The sequence below is a fragment of the Priestia sp. 10L35 genome (genome assembly GCF_056395685.1).
Genome location: NZ_JBFTKA010000002.1, coordinates 324,113 through 341,822, shown reverse-complemented (window position 1 = coordinate 341,822; position 17,710 = coordinate 324,113). Strand labels below are relative to the sequence as shown.

21 protein-coding genes are annotated in these 17,710 nt (G+C 35.7%); 16 read left to right on the top strand and 5 right to left on the bottom strand.

The genetic code is table 11. The features are described 5' to 3' along the window. Nucleotides 1-77: 77 nt before the first annotated feature. Nucleotides 78-845, top strand: a complete 768-nt coding sequence (locus tag AC1DEF_RS07745) for an ABC transporter ATP-binding protein (protein WP_097824359.1) — start codon at nt 78-80, stop codon at nt 843-845. Then, the gene (locus AC1DEF_RS07740) at nt 842-2,134 is read left to right on the top strand and encodes an ABC transporter permease (protein ID WP_255255705.1); all 1,293 of its coding nucleotides are present in this window, start codon (nt 842-844) and stop codon (nt 2,132-2,134) included. The genes AC1DEF_RS07745 and AC1DEF_RS07740 overlap by 4 nt, the downstream gene beginning before the upstream one ends. A 186-nt stretch (nt 2,135-2,320) precedes the next feature. Here the strand turns inward: AC1DEF_RS07740 and AC1DEF_RS07735 are convergent, their stop codons facing one another. Continuing rightward, nucleotides 2,321-2,545 (bottom strand): hypothetical protein, encoded by a 225-nt coding sequence (locus AC1DEF_RS07735; RefSeq protein ID WP_237074928.1) that lies wholly within the window; start codon nt 2,543-2,545, stop codon nt 2,321-2,323. Between the two features lie 899 nt (nt 2,546-3,444). Here AC1DEF_RS07735 and AC1DEF_RS07730 point away from each other — a divergent pair. From AC1DEF_RS07730 to AC1DEF_RS07675, 12 genes are all read left to right on the top strand, one after another. Further along, nucleotides 3,445-3,624: a hypothetical protein gene (locus AC1DEF_RS07730; protein ID WP_033579037.1), complete on the top strand. Its 180-nt coding sequence runs from the start codon at nt 3,445-3,447 to the stop codon at nt 3,622-3,624. A gap of 14 nt (nt 3,625-3,638) precedes the next feature. Further along, nucleotides 3,639-3,812: a hypothetical protein gene (locus AC1DEF_RS07725; protein WP_176521217.1), complete on the top strand. Its 174-nt coding sequence runs from the start codon at nt 3,639-3,641 to the stop codon at nt 3,810-3,812. A gap of 440 nt (nt 3,813-4,252) precedes the next feature. Then, nucleotides 4,253-4,582, top strand: a complete 330-nt coding sequence (locus AC1DEF_RS07720; protein WP_097823364.1) for a hypothetical protein — start codon at nt 4,253-4,255, stop codon at nt 4,580-4,582. Nucleotides 4,583-4,711: 129 nt separating this feature from the next. Next, a complete protein-coding gene (locus AC1DEF_RS07715; RefSeq protein ID WP_097823363.1) occupies nt 4,712-5,527 on the top strand; it encodes a protein-glutamine gamma-glutamyltransferase in 816 nt (271 codons plus the stop codon). 432 nt (nt 5,528-5,959) lie between these two features. Beyond that, complete coding sequence (locus AC1DEF_RS07710; RefSeq protein WP_097823362.1) at nt 5,960-6,433, top strand: DinB family protein; 474 nt, start codon at nt 5,960-5,962, stop codon at nt 6,431-6,433. Nucleotides 6,434-6,566: 133 nt separating this feature from the next. Further along, on the top strand, nt 6,567-6,782 hold the full coding sequence (locus tag AC1DEF_RS07705; protein ID WP_477727339.1) for a DUF378 domain-containing protein: 216 nt from the start codon (nt 6,567-6,569) through the stop codon (nt 6,780-6,782). Between the two features lie 133 nt (nt 6,783-6,915). Beyond that, nucleotides 6,916-7,101 (top strand): hypothetical protein, encoded by a 186-nt coding sequence (locus tag AC1DEF_RS07700; protein WP_043982567.1) that lies wholly within the window; start codon nt 6,916-6,918, stop codon nt 7,099-7,101. Between the two features lie 15 nt (nt 7,102-7,116). Then, the gene (locus tag AC1DEF_RS07695; RefSeq protein WP_043982568.1) at nt 7,117-7,395 is read left to right on the top strand and encodes a hypothetical protein; all 279 of its coding nucleotides are present in this window, start codon (nt 7,117-7,119) and stop codon (nt 7,393-7,395) included. A 97-nt stretch (nt 7,396-7,492) separates the two neighbouring features. Further along, nucleotides 7,493-8,299 carry a cobalamin-binding protein gene (locus AC1DEF_RS07690; RefSeq protein ID WP_097823361.1) on the top strand — a complete coding sequence of 269 codons (807 nt, stop codon included), beginning with the start codon at nt 7,493-7,495 and terminating at the stop codon, nt 8,297-8,299. Nucleotides 8,300-8,317: 18 nt separating this feature from the next. Beyond that, on the top strand, nt 8,318-8,743 hold the full coding sequence (fabZ, locus tag AC1DEF_RS07685) for a 3-hydroxyacyl-ACP dehydratase FabZ (protein WP_477727338.1): 426 nt from the start codon (nt 8,318-8,320) through the stop codon (nt 8,741-8,743). 136 nt (nt 8,744-8,879) lie between these two features. Beyond that, a complete protein-coding gene (locus AC1DEF_RS07680; RefSeq protein ID WP_097823360.1) occupies nt 8,880-9,155 on the top strand; it encodes a hypothetical protein in 276 nt (91 codons plus the stop codon). Nucleotides 9,156-9,331: 176 nt separating this feature from the next. Continuing rightward, nucleotides 9,332-9,952: an NUDIX hydrolase gene (locus tag AC1DEF_RS07675; RefSeq protein WP_043982570.1), complete on the top strand. Its 621-nt coding sequence runs from the start codon at nt 9,332-9,334 to the stop codon at nt 9,950-9,952. 35 nt (nt 9,953-9,987) lie between these two features. On the opposite strand, the gene AC1DEF_RS07670 is transcribed toward AC1DEF_RS07675, so the two are convergent. After that, nucleotides 9,988-10,632, bottom strand: a complete 645-nt coding sequence (locus AC1DEF_RS07670; RefSeq protein ID WP_477727337.1) for an SDR family oxidoreductase — start codon at nt 10,630-10,632, stop codon at nt 9,988-9,990. A gap of 411 nt (nt 10,633-11,043) precedes the next feature. On the opposite strand from AC1DEF_RS07670, the gene AC1DEF_RS07665 reads away from it, so the two are divergent. After that, on the top strand, nt 11,044-12,555 hold the full coding sequence (locus tag AC1DEF_RS07665; RefSeq protein WP_097823357.1) for a class I adenylate-forming enzyme family protein: 1,512 nt from the start codon (nt 11,044-11,046) through the stop codon (nt 12,553-12,555). Between the two features lie 35 nt (nt 12,556-12,590). Here the strand turns inward: AC1DEF_RS07665 and AC1DEF_RS07660 are convergent, their stop codons facing one another. Beyond that, nucleotides 12,591-13,049, bottom strand: a complete 459-nt coding sequence (locus tag AC1DEF_RS07660) for a MarR family winged helix-turn-helix transcriptional regulator (protein ID WP_013057155.1) — start codon at nt 13,047-13,049, stop codon at nt 12,591-12,593. A gap of 400 nt (nt 13,050-13,449) precedes the next feature. Here AC1DEF_RS07660 and AC1DEF_RS07655 point away from each other — a divergent pair, with 400 nt between their 5' ends. Then, the gene (locus AC1DEF_RS07655; protein ID WP_097823356.1) at nt 13,450-14,412 is read left to right on the top strand and encodes a VanW family protein; all 963 of its coding nucleotides are present in this window, start codon (nt 13,450-13,452) and stop codon (nt 14,410-14,412) included. A 43-nt stretch (nt 14,413-14,455) separates the two neighbouring features. Here AC1DEF_RS07655 and mbcS read toward each other — a convergent pair whose 3' ends face one another. Together mbcS and AC1DEF_RS07645 are read right to left on the bottom strand one after the other, a co-directional pair. Next, nucleotides 14,456-16,036 (bottom strand): acyl-CoA synthetase MbcS, encoded by a 1,581-nt coding sequence (gene mbcS / locus AC1DEF_RS07650; protein WP_097823355.1) that lies wholly within the window; start codon nt 16,034-16,036, stop codon nt 14,456-14,458. Between the two features lie 155 nt (nt 16,037-16,191). Beyond that, on the bottom strand, nt 16,192-16,890 hold the full coding sequence (locus tag AC1DEF_RS07645; protein ID WP_097823354.1) for a hypothetical protein: 699 nt from the start codon (nt 16,888-16,890) through the stop codon (nt 16,192-16,194). Between the last annotated feature and the right edge of the window lie 820 nt (nt 16,891-17,710).

Here is a 17,710-nt window from a genome sequence, read left to right as displayed (position 1 = left end):
GAAATTTACAAAAGGAGAGGCGATAAAAGCGTTAACTATCTTTGTCACTACAAAAAAACTTACTTCGAGGTGAAGACGTGAAGAATCAACATATTTTAGAGGTGAAAAATTTAACTAAAGTTTATAAAGGAGAGGGCTATGAAGTTACTGCACTAAATGATATATCCTTTCAGTTAAGGGTAGGTGAAATGGTTGCTGTTATGGGAACAAGTGGTTCAGGAAAAAGCACACTGCTGAACATTTTAGGAGCACTGGATGAACCAACTAGTGGAACGATTAAACTAAAAGGAATGCTTTCAAAAGATATGTTCCAAGAACCTCAAGCTTCAGCGTACAGAAGAGATAATATTGGGTTTATCTTTCAATCATTCCACTTATTAAAGGATTTATCTGTAGAAGAAAACATAGCTCTGCCGCTCATTTTAAAGGGACTTACATCGGATGTAATTGATTTAAAAGTAAATAACGCTGTTGAGCTCTTGGGCTTAACAGCTTGGAAGAAACACCGCCCTGTACAACTGTCAGGTGGACAACAGCAGCGCGTAGCTATAGGAAGAGCAATTATAACTGAACCACCTATTATTCTGGCAGACGAGCCTACAGGTAACCTTGATTTTAATACTTCCGAAGTCATACTACACACACTAGTAACTACAAAAAACGAACTCAGCCAAAGCATACTTCTTGTTACTCACGACCCTAATGTAGCTACTTATGCAGATCGCGTTCTATTCTTTCATGATGGCTCTATTGTCGATACATATATCTGTAGCGGAAATAGTGATTTGGATCATATACTAGAGAAGTTTAAGCTTATTACAAAAGTCGAGAGTCCTAAGATATGAAAACACTACGAGGTTTAGCTTTTCGTTTATTTAAGTCCAATAAATTTATAGTGTTTTCATCTATTGTAAGTATAGCTATTTCTACGATGCTTGTACTTAGTATGGTTTTATTCTCTTTTAATGCGCAGGACACATTAAAAAGTCAATTAAAACAAACTTACGGTGAGATGGATTTATCTGTAGGGTTTGAGATGGATCAAGGCAAAATTTTGACATCAACTTTAGTGGAAGAAATTCACCAGGATAAAATGGTAGATAAGGTATCAAAAGTATCTATTGCTCATTTGAATCTAAATAAACTAAATACCTGTATCTATACAGTAGGTGTTGAAAACGATTATTTAGCTAAAAGTCGGTATCACTTTTCCAAACCGCTGAATAAGAATTCTGTCGCAATGAACAAAGGACTAGCTAAAGATTTACACGCAAAAGTAGGAGATAAAGTTCTTATAGAAAACAAAACATATACATTAGCAGAAACGGTAAAAGATTTATCCGCTACTGGAGTAGCTCCAGATATGCTAATACTTAATCAAAAAAACGTAAAAGACTATATTCAAGCAAAAGAAAAAAGCAGCGCAGAAGCAACTTATTTATTAATAAAGGCACACAAGAATAAGAGCGCCTTAAAGTTGGCCAATCGTATAAAATCTTATAACAAGAACTTACGTATTGATATAGCTGAACAAGATGCAGGCGTGCAAAATAATTTACAATCCTTACATACATTTATTATTGTTTTATCGGCATTGGTGTTAACTATCACGTCTCTTATTCTCATTTCAAACTTTGAGCTTTTGCTCTACAAGATGAGGAATCAGTTCGCCATTATGCGTTCAATAGGAGCCAGTGCTAAACAGATTAGCAAGATTATCATACTTCAAAGCACCGTTATAAACACCGTAGGTACAGGTGTAGGATTTTTGCTAACCTTTTGCAGTCAAAGGTACTTATATAGCTGGTTAGGAAAAGTGTCAGAAATATCTTCCTTTCCATCTGACTTTAACGTAGGTACTGCCATTATCCTTACAGTTGTAATGTTTGTTATTATTCAATTCTTTTTACTCGTTCCAGCTTATACGAAATACACTTCCCCTAAAACGATATATAAAGTGACAATGATGGACAATCTGCGTTCTGTTGTAGATGCCACCGATCGAAACGATAAAAGTATAGACTTCTTCTATGATCACGTTCACTCTTCGCAAAAAGAAATTAACAGGGATATAAAACCTACGGTTAATATAACGGAGCCCGCACGTACCTTACTGATTTTGAATCGAATTTAGGTGTTGCTAAGCCTGAGTACTAAAAACGGCTGAAATGGAGACCAACTATGAAAAAGCATAAAAAAATGTTAATTGCATTTTAATGTTTTTTAAGTCTTTCGATGTTGTAATTGAGCCTATTCAAGAAATAAAAAAGCTGAGACCTAGTGTAAATAGGAGCTCAACTTTTTTAGTGTAAACTAATATTTATATCTTCTTTCGTCTGACCAAAACGAAATGTCCTGCAACCGCTAAAGCAAGAGCTAATGCAATATTTTTTACAGCTAACAGGATAATCCTCGGATACAACTGCATATCTATAGAGAATGACATTACGTTATATATCGGAATGTCTCTAGTCGTCCAATACTTGACTGCTATATATGTTAATAAAATAAATAGCGGAATAGCAATGTTTCGTGATAATACCATAAGGAAAAATCCTAAGTAACAGTACAACACAGTTTGAGGAACATAAATAATAGTTAAATTAAATAATGATATGTAAGGATAAGGGTACCTTAATGTAATAGAAATTAGTAATACGAAAAATGCCGCTAGAAAAATAAGAAAGAAAGATGTCACTCTAATAAGGCCGTAAGACAAAATAGATGGCGAGGAGTTGGGTGTTAACTCAGCTGTTTTATCTTTATCAACAGAGTGATCTAAAAATAAGTATACGGACCACCAAGCAGCTATGGGACATACAACAAATTCTATTATTCTTGATATGTATTGAAGACTTTCTAGATCAGGGGAAAAGCACGTATAAAGTATTGCAATTAAAATGATTAAAAAAGGTACATAGAAGTCTATACCCATTGATTTAGCTTCGGACGAGATGTTTATTTTTTTTAACGAAGGCCATTAGCATTTTCCTTTCTCTTAATTATAAGAGCGTAGTTACACAAATAACCAAGTTTAACTGGTAGAGTTCTTACGCATCAAATTAAGAGGTTACTAGTGTATAATTAAAACATATTTAGAAAAACAAGTAAAATAAAAATGTGATAATTTGTTAATATAAAAATCGAAGAAAATTACGCGTTTAGTAAACCTCCCGTAGCTTGTTGTTCATAATGATCAAGAAATTTTCTCTACACGGGGAAACAAGGAGGACTTTTCTAGGTTGAAGTCGTTTTTTGAAAATGTGAATGAAGAAGTATTTCTTGCTAAATAGGTAGTACCAAGATAAGCCTAGACTTAAAAATTAGGCTTATCTTGGTATGGCGTTCACTAATAACGTACTTTTTAAGAAAGGATTTGGTTGTGTATATAGAAAGTACGTTAGACGTTAGGATGGTATTTCAGTTCAGAGAGAGGTGGTAGTTATGCGTAAAAGAGATAAAGGGTTTTGGATAGCTTACCTTGTGTTTGCAATTATTATGCTATTAATCTATAAATATATACCGGCTGAAAACGGATTTCTCGTTATTGTTTTGTTTCCTCTAATTTATTGGTTCATCTACGAATTTATATTAAGGCCTAAGAAAAGAAGAAGCAATGGTTAAGGAGGGCGATTTGCTTGTTTTGGAATTATCTTAACATGTCAACAGGACTTATAATAGCTTTAGCAAACATTTTTAATTCTGCATTCCAAGGAAGTATGCGTTGGATTATGGTCGGGTGTGGTTTGTTAATTTTTATATACAATTTAATAGTAACTTTTGATCAAAAACAAAATGAAGCGGTTAAATAAAGAACAGAACTAACTAAAAGTCTCGTGGAGAACAAGCTTATTTTAAGCAAAATTTAATGAAGAGGGACATTTCTAAAAGAAGTATAAACATTTACCTAGTAGATTGCCAAGAAATTTTAGCTTCTAGATTCTATATAAGTAAAAGGGCGATCGAGATTGAAAGGAAGAGAGTGAAATAAAAATTAAAAAAACAAAGTTATTAAACATATTAGGACTTTTATTAATAATGATCGCTACGCTTTATCCAGCTGGCTACATAAAATCACTTTATACTTTTATAGCGCTATATGGTGTAGGTATGACTTTAATTTTAACTGTAGGAATTGTATCTAGAAAAAGGAGTTAATTGTTTTAGGGAGTTTAAAGTACGTAAATTTACTTTTTTATAGGTGAGGTAACGAAGATTCTGGAGTGGAAATTTTATAGGAAAGAGGGAAGAAATGGACGTTCAAAAGGTAGCAAACTTATTTTTGATTTTTGTCTTAATTGCAGCAGGCATTTCCTTGGTAATTGGCTTTGTTGTTGCTGTGAGAAGTACAAACTATAAGAAGGGATACATAAGTACTTTTATATCCAGTGTTTTCTTTTTAATACTTATTGTGAGCTGGTATGATAAAGCATCTTCAAACGTTTTTATGGGGACAATACCTTGGATTTTAAATGTTATTGCCGTCATTATTGTGTTACCACTGTACGTGTTAGTTGCTCGCTTTATATTTAAAAAGGTTACAAAAGGACAAAAAGGAACAAAAGAAAAGATTATTGGTTAAATTACTTTCTTTCATCGTTTTTTCTAATCTTCACGATTTTAAATAAATGAAGATACACAAAATCTTTTTTTATCAATATCCTGTTAGAGAAAGTGATTGATATCATTTTCTGTAAAGGAGAGAACGTCTATGATTAAAGTTAACCAACAAATTGTGAAAATAAGTGATCTAAATAATAGTTCGTTAACGAAAGAAAAAGCAGACATTTTAAAACAGATGGATACCTATAGGGAAGTGTATGAGTATGCTACATTTGACCAGCTTGATTTTGATGTATCTGTTAAACTACAAATTATTGAATCGTCTGTGTTGCTGCGCAAAAGCGGAGCCAAGTTTGCTACATTTGCACGTTCTAGGTGTAACGAAAAGTATTGGAAACGAACCGATAACGGAGGGTTTCAGCTACTGCCTACCGTTTCTCCTCATCAGGCCATCGATGATATTTTTTACAACGGACACGAATATGCGTTTGAGTGCGCGACGGCTGTTATCATCATCTTTTACAAAGCTGTATTAAATAATATTGGAAAAGCAAACTTTAACAGGCTTTTTGCTGATCTTTACTTACACGATTGGCAATATGATGAAGATCTTGAGCTTCATGGTTATAAAGGATCTGACTACTTGCCCGGAGACTGTGCGTATTTTAAAAATCCTGATTATAATCCTGATACTCCCCAGTGGAAAGGTGAAAATACAATTGTATTAGATGAAACTCTATACTTTGGTCATGGAATTGGAATTACGACGCGGGAAAGAATTATTGAAGTGTTAAATTTAAAGAGAAAAGACGACGCAAAGCAATCAGCTTACCTGTCAGATGAAATTGTCAGGCTTCACACCGCTCACCTCAGTTATTTTGCAGTTAGATACGAACCCGTTGTTTGGTACGACAGAAACAGCGCTATTATTTCCACTATTGGGTCGATTACTTACGTAGCTTGATTGATCAAAGTTTTGATACTTTGGTCTTTTTTTGTAAAAAGGAAAGAATTACATGAAGGTAAATTTAAGAATTCAAAAGGATTTTATGTATAAAAGAAGAATCCATTTAATACACAGGTCTTAAAACTAAAAGGAAAGGAGGAGATTACCATTAAAAATCGTGATAAAAGACGCAAGAGAAAACGCGGCGCATTAAAAGATTATCTAAAAAATAAGCTAGGTCAGCTAAAACCGAAGCCAAATAAAGGACCTGTCTCAAATTTGAAGTCTTCTGCTTAAAATATCCCCCTAGTTTTTATATAGGGGGATGTTTCTTTTGAATGTTCTTTTATTTTAAGGTTTAAATCTTATGAGTGGCATTTAAGAGTTAATTTGTGCACAATAGACATTGAATAGTTTATCTAATACGACAACGTAAGGAGAAATTAGACGATGGAAAACATGATTTTAAAACATATGGACGTTGTAAGAGGAATTACGCTTAGTATCCTCGAAAAAACAGCAGAAGAGGCAGCGGACATCACACCAAAAGGATTCAATAACAATATCCGCTGGAATCTTGGACACATTGCCTTTATTCAAGAAAAACTTGTGTTTGGCTTAGCTGGTGAACCGATGCAAACGCCAGAGAGTTATGAAAGCTTTTTCGGCGCAGGAACGAAACCTGCCGATTGGACGGAGGCTGCTCCTTCTCTTGAAGAAATTGCGAATGTGTTGAAAGATCAAGCACATCGTATTAAAGAGTTCATGCCCCAGCAGTTTGATAAGCAGTTAATTACACCTTTTACAAACAAAGCCGGCATCAACTTTACAACAGTTGGCGAAACGTTTTTATTCAGCTTCTATCACGAAGCGATGCATGTAGAAACGATTAAGCAAATCGGGAAAGCTGCAGCTGCACAATAAGAAAATAAAAAAGAATAAATCACATATTCTTTATAACTATTTTACATAGCGCCTATGCATATACTGATCTATACAGCGCATAAGATGTAACATGAGCTGCTTTTCCTAATGCAGTTCGCAAGGAGGTGACAACGTGAAATTTCTTTCAGGTTTAACGATTCTTCTTGTGATTTTAGGCGGTTTAAATTGGTTAGCTGTAGCATTAGGCGTGAATGTAGTAGAAGAGCTATTTGGCTCTTGGGATTGGTTAGTAACAACGATTTATTGGTTAGTTGGCCTGTCTGCTCTTTATCAAATTTTTGATAAGTTCTTCGGAACGGGAGCGAGTGTCAAAAGCAAAGCGCTATAATAAATATTATTTTTTATAATCTCTTTAGGGAGTTTGAATGTATATTCAAACTCCCTTTTTCATGGATAAAAGACGTGACAACTTTACAAAATACGGTAAAATAAGGTAATAACCAAAAAATAGGAGGGATGAGATGGAGCTTTGGGGTGTAGTACCTATCTTAGTGTTTGGAGTTCTTTATATAGGAATCATTGCTGGTATTATAGCTGTTATTGTTATAGTGTTAAAGCGAATGCAGGAGAGAAATCAATATTTACGTGAAATACGGGATGAACTGAGAAATCAAAACAGAGCAACTATAGCAGAAAATAAAGAATAGAAGAGGGTTTAATAGATGAAGAAAAGTGTACTTTCTATATTTTTTATCGTAAATCTTTTTTTTATTTACTGTTTATTATTTAATCAAGGATACATCTTTCAGCTAAAGAATCTACCTTACATATGGGCTATTTATTTACTCCTTGGCACCTGTTTAGCTTTTTATTATATGCTGCGATATAAACAAAAAAAAGACGGACAGGTGTTGCTTTCAATCGGCATTTTAACTACAAGCATTAGTTCACTTGGCTGTTTAGTTTTCTTTTACTTCTTTTATCACGCGATGGGTGGATAAAGAGCACCAAAAGCAGGGACTTCAGTGAAAGTCTCTGCTTTTTATATTTGGATCTATTGTATAATAGAAAAAAAGAAATGAATGCAGGAGGGGAACTATGCGAATTGTTTCACTTTGTCCAAGCAATACAGAACTAATAGCGTATTTAAAATGTGAGCATTTGCTCGTAGCAATTGATGATTATTCCGATTGGCCGCAGTCTATTCAAGGTCTGCCGCGTTTAGGTCCCGATTTATCTATTAATATGGATGCGGTGGAAGAAGCTAAACCCGATTTAGTCCTAGCATCACTAAGCGTTCCTGGAATGGAGCGAAATATTGAAGAACTTAAAAAACGAAAGCTTCCTTATGTCGTATATAATCCTAATTCGCTAGAAGATATCCGTCAAAATCTACAGGATTTAGGTCAGCGATTAAACATTGAAACAAAAGCAGCTGAACTGTTAAAGCGTTATGATCAGTTTCTTTCTACATATAAAGGGATTGCAAATCAAATTGATGAAAAAGCCACTGTATACTGGGAATGGTGGCCAAAACCTGTCTTTACTCCTGGCAAAGCAAACTGGCTGACTGAAATTAGTAAGTTAGCGGGAGGAGAAAATATATTTGCTGATCATAAAGAAGCAAATGTACAGAGTAATTGGGAAGAAGTGTTCAAACGAAATCCACAACATATTTGTCTGGCTTGGGTAGGCGTGCAGACAAACAAAGTAAATCCGACTATTTTACATAAAAGACCCGATTGGTCCGATATGTGTGCCATTAAAGAACATCGCGTACATGTACTAGAAGAATGGCTGTATTGTCGTCCTTCACCTAGGTTGCTGTTAGGGTTAAAAAAACTCGCGCCGCTCCTTCATCCAGATACGTTTCCTGTATTTGACGGCAAGGACCCCTTATTATAAGAAAAAGGAGCGATACCTATGAAAGATATAAAACAAATAAAACATACCATTCAACACCGCTATCCTTTTTTACTTGTTGATCGCATCTTAGAGCAAGAAGAAGGAAAGCTTGCGATAGGGATTAAACAAGTAACAGCAAATGAACCTTTTTTCAAAGGTCACTTTCCCGACTATATGGTAATGCCAGGGGTACTTATTGTCGAAGCTCTTGCTCAGCTCGGTGGATTTGCCATGGCTGCGGATGACCAACAAAAAGGAAGACTTGCTTTTTTAGCGGGGATAAACGAATGTCGTTTTAAGCGTCAAGTAAGGCCAGGAGATACACTGCGTTTAGAATTTGAGGTTCTCAAGCAGCGCGGAAAGATTGTAAGAGGAAAAGGAAAAGCATTTGTAGATAGCGAGTTGGCTTGTGAAGCGGTCATTACCTTTGCTCTTGATATATAATACAAACCAGGATAAAGCGTATTGAAGGAAAACGCCTTATGGCATAAGGGCGTTTTTTGTAAATACCTTAGTTAAACTTCCTTTTGATGAAAGAAGAAACGGGGTATAGAAGAAAAAAGGGAGAGGGGAGAATGCGGTGAGAACATTAACGGAAGTTGTTGTATTACTCACACTATTGGGTACGTATATAGGCATCTCACTACTTGTCTACAAACGGAAAAGAACGAATCCGTTTTTCTACAGCATTTACTTTTATTTAGCTACCAGCGTCATTTTGATTTGCTTGGTTATCTTTTGGCTTCAGCTTTGTTTTGGACTGACTGATAAGCAAGTAGGAGGATTGCTTATCAGTGTGGTTGCATTCTTTTTACTTATTTATGGGTTGTTAAAAACAAAACAAAAAGACAGGTAGCCGATGCTATCTGTTTTTATTTATATCCATGTTATATATTTTTATCAATTGTAGTGTCAATTGAATGGATCTCTTCATATACTAAAGATAACAGCTTTCTTTTGCAGGTTAGTTGACATCGTAGCTTATAACTCGCTATTCTTTTGATAATTCATTTTGTGAAAGGAAGTGGACGTATGGATACATCCCGTATTATAGCTAAGTTAGAAAATCGGATACCGACAATTCTTGGAATGGAGCAGTTTTCTCGCTTCGGTATTCTTGTTCCGCTTATTGAAAAACAAGGGGAACTGCATGTTTTATTTGAGGTAAGAGCGCTCGATTTACGAAGACAGCCCGGAGAAATTTGTTTTCCAGGAGGGCGTGTCGAGAAGACGGATGCAGACGAAAAAGAAACGGCTATCCGTGAAACATCCGAGGAGTTAGGGATTACGCCTGAATCTATTCAGCAAGTACAAGCTTTAGATTATATTGTTTCTCAATTTGGAACAATCATTTATCCTTATGTAGGTTTTATTGATGAGTCGCTTGAACTTCGACCGAATCCTTCGGAAGTAGCAGAAGTATTTACCGTGCCTCTTTCTTTTTTTCAGCGTACCGAACCTGATATACACAATATCCATTTCAGAGTAGAACCCGAACATAATTTTCCTTATGACGCGATTATTGGTGGTGAAAATTATAATTGGCAAACAAGAGAGATGGAAGAACATTTTTATTACTATGAAGACCGAGTCATATGGGGACTGACAGCAAAAGTGATTTATCATTTAATACATGTACTAAATGATAAATAAAAAGCAGCGAATACGGATTCGCTGCTTTTTTTATATTAAATAGATTGAATAGCCTCTGCGATAGGCGTATCGCCTGAAACTAAATCAAAAGAACGTCCGAATGTATGATCTTCACTTAGCGTTTCAACTACCACACGCGCTACATCTTCGCGAGGAATGGATCCGCGCTCTTTGTTCTCCCCAGCATCTACACCTCCTGTTCCTGGTTCGTTTAACAATCCGCCTGGTCGAACAATTGTATATGTTAATCCGCTTGCTTCTAAGATTTTATCTGCATAATGTTTGGCTACATAGTAAGGAATTAGTGAAGTATTCCAGTTTTCACGGTGATGTGCTTGAAGTGCGCTTACCATGACAAATCGTTTAATACCTAAATCTTCTGCAGCTTCCATCGCTTTTACCGCACCGTCTAAATCAATTAAAAGTGTCTTATCATGGCCTGTGTTTCCGCCTGATCCTGCGCTAAAGATAACGGCGTCACAGCCTTTCATCACTTCCTTAATTTCGTGTACAGTGCCTTCTAAGCTTGCAAAAGCCGTTTCGATACCTCTTGCCTCAAGTTCTTTTGCTTGTTCTTCTTTACGAACCATCGCACGTACAGTGTGCACATCACTTTCATTCAAAATGTTTACAATATGTTGGCCTACTTGACCATTCGCACCAATTACAAGAACTTTCATGTCTAAATTTGCTCCTTTCAAATCCAAATGCTTATATATTATTGTTTCATATTCACCGTTTTCATTCAATAAATGAGCTCAAAATCCGGTGAATAAGGGGAAAGTAAGAAAATATATTAAAAAAATGAAAAACAAGAAATAAAAACTAATTTACAAACAAAAAAAGGAAAAAAATAGTTCGTTAAACCCAGTGTCTGAACTGTTTAAATTTTGTAAAATTTTATCAAACCCTTGGTAATACAACACTTCTTAAAAACAGCATCTCTTTTAACATTTCCCGATACAACCTATATAAACACATTTTGATAATTTTAAACTTTTACTTCGGAAAAATTTTTTGTTATTATGTTTTAGTCATTAAAATATTCACGAACGAAATATTTAGTCCGAGCGGACAAAGGAGAGGATAAAATGAACACATTACAATACTTAGTCGCAGAACGTGCAGAGATTTCTCCTCAACATGAAGCACTAGTTGAACATAATGAACGTTATACATTTAATGAATTTCATGAAAAAGTAAATCAATTGTCTCATTACTTCTTAGAGAAAGGCATTCAAAAAGGAGATCGTATTGGTATTTTAGCTCATACAAGCATTGCTTACCCAGTCGTTACAATGGGAATTTTACAAGTGGGAGCAGTCGTTGTTCCATTAAGTAAGAGCATGACACCTTATGAACTTGATAGCATTATTACGAGCGGACAGTTAAAAGCGATTATCCACCACAACGAATTTATGTCTGTATTAGAAAAAGCGGAACAAACGGATGGACTTAGCTTTACGTTAAAAATTGAGGATGCACAAGAATTTACAACTCAATTCTCAGCGTATGACACAAACACACCAGAAGCACTTCCTGAAGTACTTCCTGAAGATCTAGCATTGATGATGTTCACATCTGGTACGACAGGTAAGTCAAAAGGATGTATGATTGCACACGGATCGGTAAGTGCCTTTTTAAATTCTGGCGGACAGGAAGAACGTGCAAATATTGATAAAAGCATGCGTTATTTGTTTGTTCATCCATTCTTCCACATGAGTTCGATGAGCATTTTATTTATGTGCATTAACACAGGAAACACAATGGTATGTTCTGAAGAAACAGATCCAGCTAAAGTAATTGAGGTAATTGAAAAAGAAAACATTAAAATGCTGTTTGCACTACCACCGGCATTAAAATACATCGTAGAAGAGCTTGAAAAAGGAGATCACTATGATTTCCCTCTAAAACTTGCTGTGTCAGGCGGAACAAAAGTATCAGAGTCTTTAATCGAACAATATGATCGTAACGGAATGATTTTAGCTCAAGGGTACGGAAGCACAGAAGCTTGGATTATCAGTTCATGGCATCCTCAAATGGGATGGAAGAAAGTAAGCTCTGCTGGAAAACCTGCTCCACATGTGGAAGTTAAAATTGTAGACCCCCAAACACGTCAAGAAGTTCCAACTGGAGAAAAAGGTGAAGTACTCGTACGAAGCCCTTATCTATTTAAAGGCTACTGGCAAAACGAAGAAGCAACAAACGCTGTCTTACAAGATGGCTGGTTAGCGATGGGCGATGCAGGTCGATTAGATGAAGACGGATTTCTTTACATTGAAGGACGCTATAAAGATGTAATTGTATATGGAGGAGACAACATCTACCCAGATCAAGTAGAAGAAGTTGTCCTAGCAGCAGATGGTGTGTTAGAAGCGACAGTTGTCGGCATGCCTGATGATGTGTACGGCGAAGTTCCATATGCATTTGTTGTTAAACAAGAAGCATCTGCTTTAACCGAAGAAGATGTAGTGAACTTCTGTAAAGAACGATTAGCACCATATAAAGTGCCAACTGTTGTATTTGTTTCATCACTTCCTAAAAACAGCGTAGGAAAAGTGTTGAAAAACGAAGTGAAAAAACAAGCCTTAGCACACGCATAATAAAAAAGCGGCCTTTATAGCCGCTTTTTTTATATTTATTGCTGCAATTTTTGAGATATTTTTTTCATAATGTGAAAGTATTGATCTCTTTCTTCTTCTGATAAGTGTGAAAGTAAATCTGACCAAAAATCGACACGAGTAGCTTGCAATATTTCAACAACTTTTTCGCCTTTTTCTGTCAACTCCACCCACACGCTTCGGCGGTTTTGCTTTTTATAAATACGATTCACAAGCTCATCATCTTCTAATTGATTTAATACAATGGTGATAGCACCAGGTGAGAGTCCAAGTACTTTTGTGATATCGCTAACAATACAGCTTTTTTTATCGTGAATGGTCTTTAAGATTGCCTCTTTTGTTGAAGTTAAATGGTAGGGAAGCAAATCATATTTCTCACCGATTACGGTGTTTTTATATTTTAAAAGAGCTTCTTTTACATGATCTATACTTTCTAGCTGATGACTAATCTCTTCTTTGCTATAACGTTCAGTCAAGCGTAAATCCTCCTCAAAAAACAAATTCCATTTTTACCATTATACCATGTATAATGCCCATAGAAAAATGAACAACACTGCGAAAATTGTCAGAAAAATTTTAAAATAATTACCATAATTCGTTAAAAAATCCTTGTTTTCGTGCTATTATATATAAGAATAGTAATAACAGGAAACGCATACAACATTTGTTTTCTATTGAGTTCATAAGAAAAAATGGGGTCTATAAACATCATTCGGCTTTACCTCATGTGTTGAACAAAGAAAAAAATATAAAAAATGGTGATTATTCACTTTGGCAGATCGTCTTTTATAAGATGTTTGTATAAAATGAATGTATACATATTTTTATAGAAAAAACATATTGAGGTAAAGCCGAGATATGGGGGGATTCAATTACATGAAGAAAGTCTTAGGGGCGCTTTTGCTTGGCGCGACAATTGTTAGTGCGTTTATTGCGTACAGCATGTATACCAATCATTCTGCAAAGCAAACAGCCGCGATAGAACAAAAACAAGCAGCGAAAAAAGCAGAAAAAAAGACTGAGAAAAAGAAAAAACCAGTCCTTAAAGTCGAAGACCTGACGTATCAGCTGAAAGATTCCCGTACAGGACAAGTAATGAAAGAATTCAAGCCTGTTCATTACAAGGATAAAGACGTATACGAGCAAGAAATTAAGCAATTAGCGTCTGAACTGGCAAAGGGGATCGACACGCCTATGCAAAACATAAAAATGGATGCAAATGGATCGTTAACCGGCGGGTCCAAACAAATCATTTTAAAAGAAGCAGAGCTTGTTAAAAATCTACAGAACTTAAATACTAAACAATTGGATGTGAAGGTTCCGATTTACGAAACCGCTCCAAATGTAACGGCAGCATCTGCTCAAGGGATCGCTGATGTATCGTTAGCTTCGTATTCTACACGTTTTCGTCCAAGTGATACAAGTCGAAACAGAAATGTTCAGCTATCCGCAGAAGCGATTAACAACGTTGTATTAGGTCCTGGAGATTCATTTTCTTATAATCAAACAGTTGGGGAGCGCACAGCAGAAAGAGGCTATCAGCCTGCTCCTGAAATCGTCAACAAACAGCTGGTGATGGGAATTGGCGGAGGGATCTGCCAAACATCTTCTACGCTATTTAATGCGATTGACGGCGCTGGTCTTCAAGTGACAGCTAGGTCTCACCATTCAAAACATGTAGGTTATGTACCGGCAGGAAGAGATGCAACTGTATCGTGGGGAGGACCTGATTTTAAGTTTACAAACAACAAAGATTACCCTGTCATCATTAAAGCGTACGCAAACGTAAATACCGGTGTTTTAACGGTGGATGTTCGTACTTCACAGCGTGCTATCTAATAAAAAAAGACGTATCCTAACAGATACGTCTTTTTTTCATTTATTATGCTTTTTGTTGCTCGCGTTCACGAAGTTCCACACGTCGAATTTTACCTGAATTAGTTTTTGGCAATTCATCAATAAATTCAATTACGCGAGGATACTTGTAAGGTGCAGTTAGAGCCTTTACGTGATTTTGCAGCTCTTTAATAAAACCTGCATCTGTTGTTTTTACATGATCGACAAGAACAACATACGCTTTTACAACATGGCCGCGATCAGCATCAGGGCTAGCTATAACGGCACATTCTTTCACCGCTGGATGCTTAATTAATGCATCTTCAACTTCAAATGGCCCAATTGTATAGCCGGAACTAATAATGATATCATCTCCGCGTCCTTGGAACCAGTAATAGTTATCTTCATCTTTAGAAGCGCGGTCACCTGTTAAATAGTAGTTTCCTTTATACGTTTTCTCAGTGCGCTCCATGTCTTTATAGTAGTGCTTGAAAAGAGATGGGAGGTCTCTACGAACGGCAATATCTCCAACTTCTCCAGGCTTACAAGGTTCGCCGTCTTCATTAATGATTTCTACAAATCCTTCAAGCATCGGTTTACCCATTGAACCAATCTTTGTTTTTACACCTTTTAATGTACCGATTAAAAGAGTATTCTCCGTTTGACCGTATCCATCGCGTACTTGGATATTAAAATATTTTTTAAACACATTAATCACTTCTTCATTTAGCGGTTCTCCGGCAGATACAGCGCTATGAAGGTGAGACAGGTCAAAACGTTCAAGCTCATCAATTTTAGCCATAAAGCGGTACTCTGTTGGCGTACAGCACAGTACGTTTACTTTTTCATCCTGTAAAATTTCTAAAAACTTTTTAGGTTCAAAACGCCCGTTATAGATAATGCCTGTTGCACCTTGTCCAAGTACAGATAAAAACGGAGTCCAAATCCATTTTTGCCAACCAGGACCTGCTGTTGCCCAGACCGTATCGCCTTTTTTAATATCTAACCATTCAGCAGCTGCGATACGAAGGTGAGCATAAGCCCATCCATGAGTATGAACAACGCCTTTTGGCTGTCCTGTTGTACCAGATGTATAAGGAAGGAATGCCGTATCATCCTTAGTTGTTTTAGCTGCTTGGAACTGTTCTGATGCATCAACCGTAAGTGACTCTAAGCGCGTCCATGACGTAACATCAGCACCAAACGTAATTTTATGTTGTAGAGAAGTAGGGAAGTTTTCAATCTTATCGATCTCATTGCAGAAAGGATGGTAAGAAATAATCGCTTTTGCTTCAGCGTGATGTAAACGATATTGGATATCTTTTGCGCGTAATAGTTCTGAAGAAGGAATTACAATAATACCTGCTTTTAAGCATGCTAAGTAAATAGCGTACGATTCAATAAGGCGAGGTGCAATAACCAAGACATGATCGCCTTTTATTAAACCTAGCTCTGTTAACCCGTTTGCCACTTTATTAGCTTTTGCTAACAGCTGGTTATATGTAATTTCCTCACGCGCACCGTCGGCGTGCTGCCACTTTAACGCAAGCTGATCGGATGCATGTTTTTCAATTTCCTCTGTTAAGTTGTAATGTTCACTTGGAACTAAATCTTTTAGTTGAATCATAAAAACGACTCCTTATATTATAGATATCAATGATTTTTTATCATTACTATTATTATATTACTAACTATTAGTACTTGCTACTAATTTGTTTTGGGTTTTAGTAAAAAGCAAAAAAAGACCCGCTTATCTTATTAAGACAGCGGGTATAACGTATGTTATTTAAATAAGCTCCATTTTGTATGAATAGGTACTAGCTCTTCTTCAGACTCGTCCTCTTCGTATAAACCACGTTCTTTTAAATACTCCACAAAATATAAGTCTGCTTCCTTACGTTCATCATAAGGCTTGATCGATAAAACAAACCCTACTTTATGCTGATCTTCATTTTCAACGCCTGAGAGATACGCTTTTACATTATGCTGCAAGAAAAGCTCTTTAGCAGGAATAATTAAGTCTTTAACGAACTTCGACAGCAATTCCAGCTCAAAGTCGAAGGTGAACTTAGCAATTTTTTCTAGATCTGCAAATACCACGCCGATAAAGCTCGTATTATGTATTTCGTAGTCTTTCGTTTTTTCATCCCACTCAATATGTCCGATTTCCTTTAAGTAATTAATAAAATACCCAATCCCTTCATTGCTGCCAAAAGGCTGTTTAGAAAGGACTAAACCAATCTTCTTGTACTTAGGAAGATACACGCATGAGATAGCGGCTTCAACTTTATGCTGTTGAAATAAGTGCGTTGCCCCTTGAAGCAAGGCATCTAAGACATGATGGGTAATTTTCATTTGCTTACGAGGAAAGTGATATTCATTGCGTGCTAATTCATCTGTATCAGCAAACGTTGCTCCAATAAAGCCTGTATTGGATAGGGTAGGAGGGAGCTTCTTTCTTTTTCTTTTTCGTACCGTCATTCAAAAACACTCCTTGTGATCATCAATACGATAAAAATAAAACGAACATACGTTCTTATCTAATGATACAAAAAACGTGTCGAAAAGTAAAGAGAAGTTAACGGAGAATTTGAAATTTTATAATAAAAGTAACTAAAGTTTGTAAAACGTAGCGGTTAGTAGAAGTTAAAGAGGAGAGGGGGGAGCAAAAAATAAAAGGCTGCAGATGAAAAGCATCCACAGCCTTTTATATATTCATTAACGAGCTTCTGTTAAAGCTACCATATCTTCATCATCTAAATCGATATCTACGTGACAATCCATTGTATGAATTGTTTTATCTTCATGATTTCCATAATAAATTGTAATGTTCATGAGTATCGCTCCTTTAAAACTGGATAATGACATCCAATTTATACCGTCATCTATTTGTTTAATATTATACCCGATGAAAAAGGAAACTACAACTAAAATCACTAAAAAGCTGATAAGAAAGGGGTTTCTAGTGATTTTAACAAGAAATCAGACAGAATAAAAATACTAATTAGTGTATTTTATTACAAGAAATACGAGGTTTTCACTTTTATAAATGAATAAAAATCCATTTAATGCAAACGTATGTACTAAATGAAAAATATACGTTCTGTAGCAAATAAATCCTTAAAAGATTAAACGTAAACAGATTTTATCAATTTGTAAAGAGTTTATTGAGAATACGATGAGAAAAAATAAATGAGTATAAAATCTAAATCATACAAGTAAACTCATTTATTTTTCAAAATCTATAAATATAAATCGAACTGATCAAACTTAAAAACAATCTGGTGAAATCAATATGCAT

Bases quoted from the DNA above. Each gene is read 5' to 3' on its own strand.
- AC1DEF_RS07715 (WP_097823363.1), top strand. From the start codon at position 4,712: ATGATTAAAGTTAACCAACAAATTGTGAAAATAAGTGATCTAAATAAT.
- AC1DEF_RS07690 (WP_097823361.1), top strand. From the start codon at position 7,493: ATGCGAATTGTTTCACTTTGTCCAAGCAATACAGAACTAATAGCGTAT.
- AC1DEF_RS07740 (WP_255255705.1), top strand. From the start codon at position 842: ATGAAAACACTACGAGGTTTAGCTTTTCGTTTATTTAAGTCCAATAAA.
- fabZ (WP_477727338.1), top strand. From the start codon at position 8,318: ATGAAAGATATAAAACAAATAAAACATACCATTCAACACCGCTATCCT.
- AC1DEF_RS07730 (WP_033579037.1), top strand. From the start codon at position 3,445: ATGCGTAAAAGAGATAAAGGGTTTTGGATAGCTTACCTTGTGTTTGCA.
- AC1DEF_RS07700 (WP_043982567.1), top strand. From the start codon at position 6,916: ATGGAGCTTTGGGGTGTAGTACCTATCTTAGTGTTTGGAGTTCTTTAT.
- AC1DEF_RS07720 (WP_097823364.1), top strand. From the start codon at position 4,253: ATGGACGTTCAAAAGGTAGCAAACTTATTTTTGATTTTTGTCTTAATT.
- AC1DEF_RS07675 (WP_043982570.1), top strand. From the start codon at position 9,332: ATGGATACATCCCGTATTATAGCTAAGTTAGAAAATCGGATACCGACA.
- AC1DEF_RS07670 (WP_477727337.1), bottom strand. From the start codon at position 10,632: ATGAAAGTTCTTGTAATTGGTGCGAATGGTCAAGTAGGCCAACATATT.
- AC1DEF_RS07645 (WP_097823354.1), bottom strand. From the start codon at position 16,890: ATGACGGTACGAAAAAGAAAAAGAAAGAAGCTCCCTCCTACCCTATCC.
- AC1DEF_RS07655 (WP_097823356.1), top strand. From the start codon at position 13,450: ATGAAGAAAGTCTTAGGGGCGCTTTTGCTTGGCGCGACAATTGTTAGT.
- AC1DEF_RS07710 (WP_097823362.1), top strand. From the start codon at position 5,960: ATGGAAAACATGATTTTAAAACATATGGACGTTGTAAGAGGAATTACG.
- AC1DEF_RS07735 (WP_237074928.1), bottom strand. From the start codon at position 2,545: ATGGTATTATCACGAAACATTGCTATTCCGCTATTTATTTTATTAACA.
- AC1DEF_RS07695 (WP_043982568.1), top strand. From the start codon at position 7,117: ATGAAGAAAAGTGTACTTTCTATATTTTTTATCGTAAATCTTTTTTTT.
- mbcS (WP_097823355.1), bottom strand. From the start codon at position 16,036: ATGATTCAACTAAAAGATTTAGTTCCAAGTGAACATTACAACTTAACA.
- AC1DEF_RS07665 (WP_097823357.1), top strand. From the start codon at position 11,044: ATGAACACATTACAATACTTAGTCGCAGAACGTGCAGAGATTTCTCCT.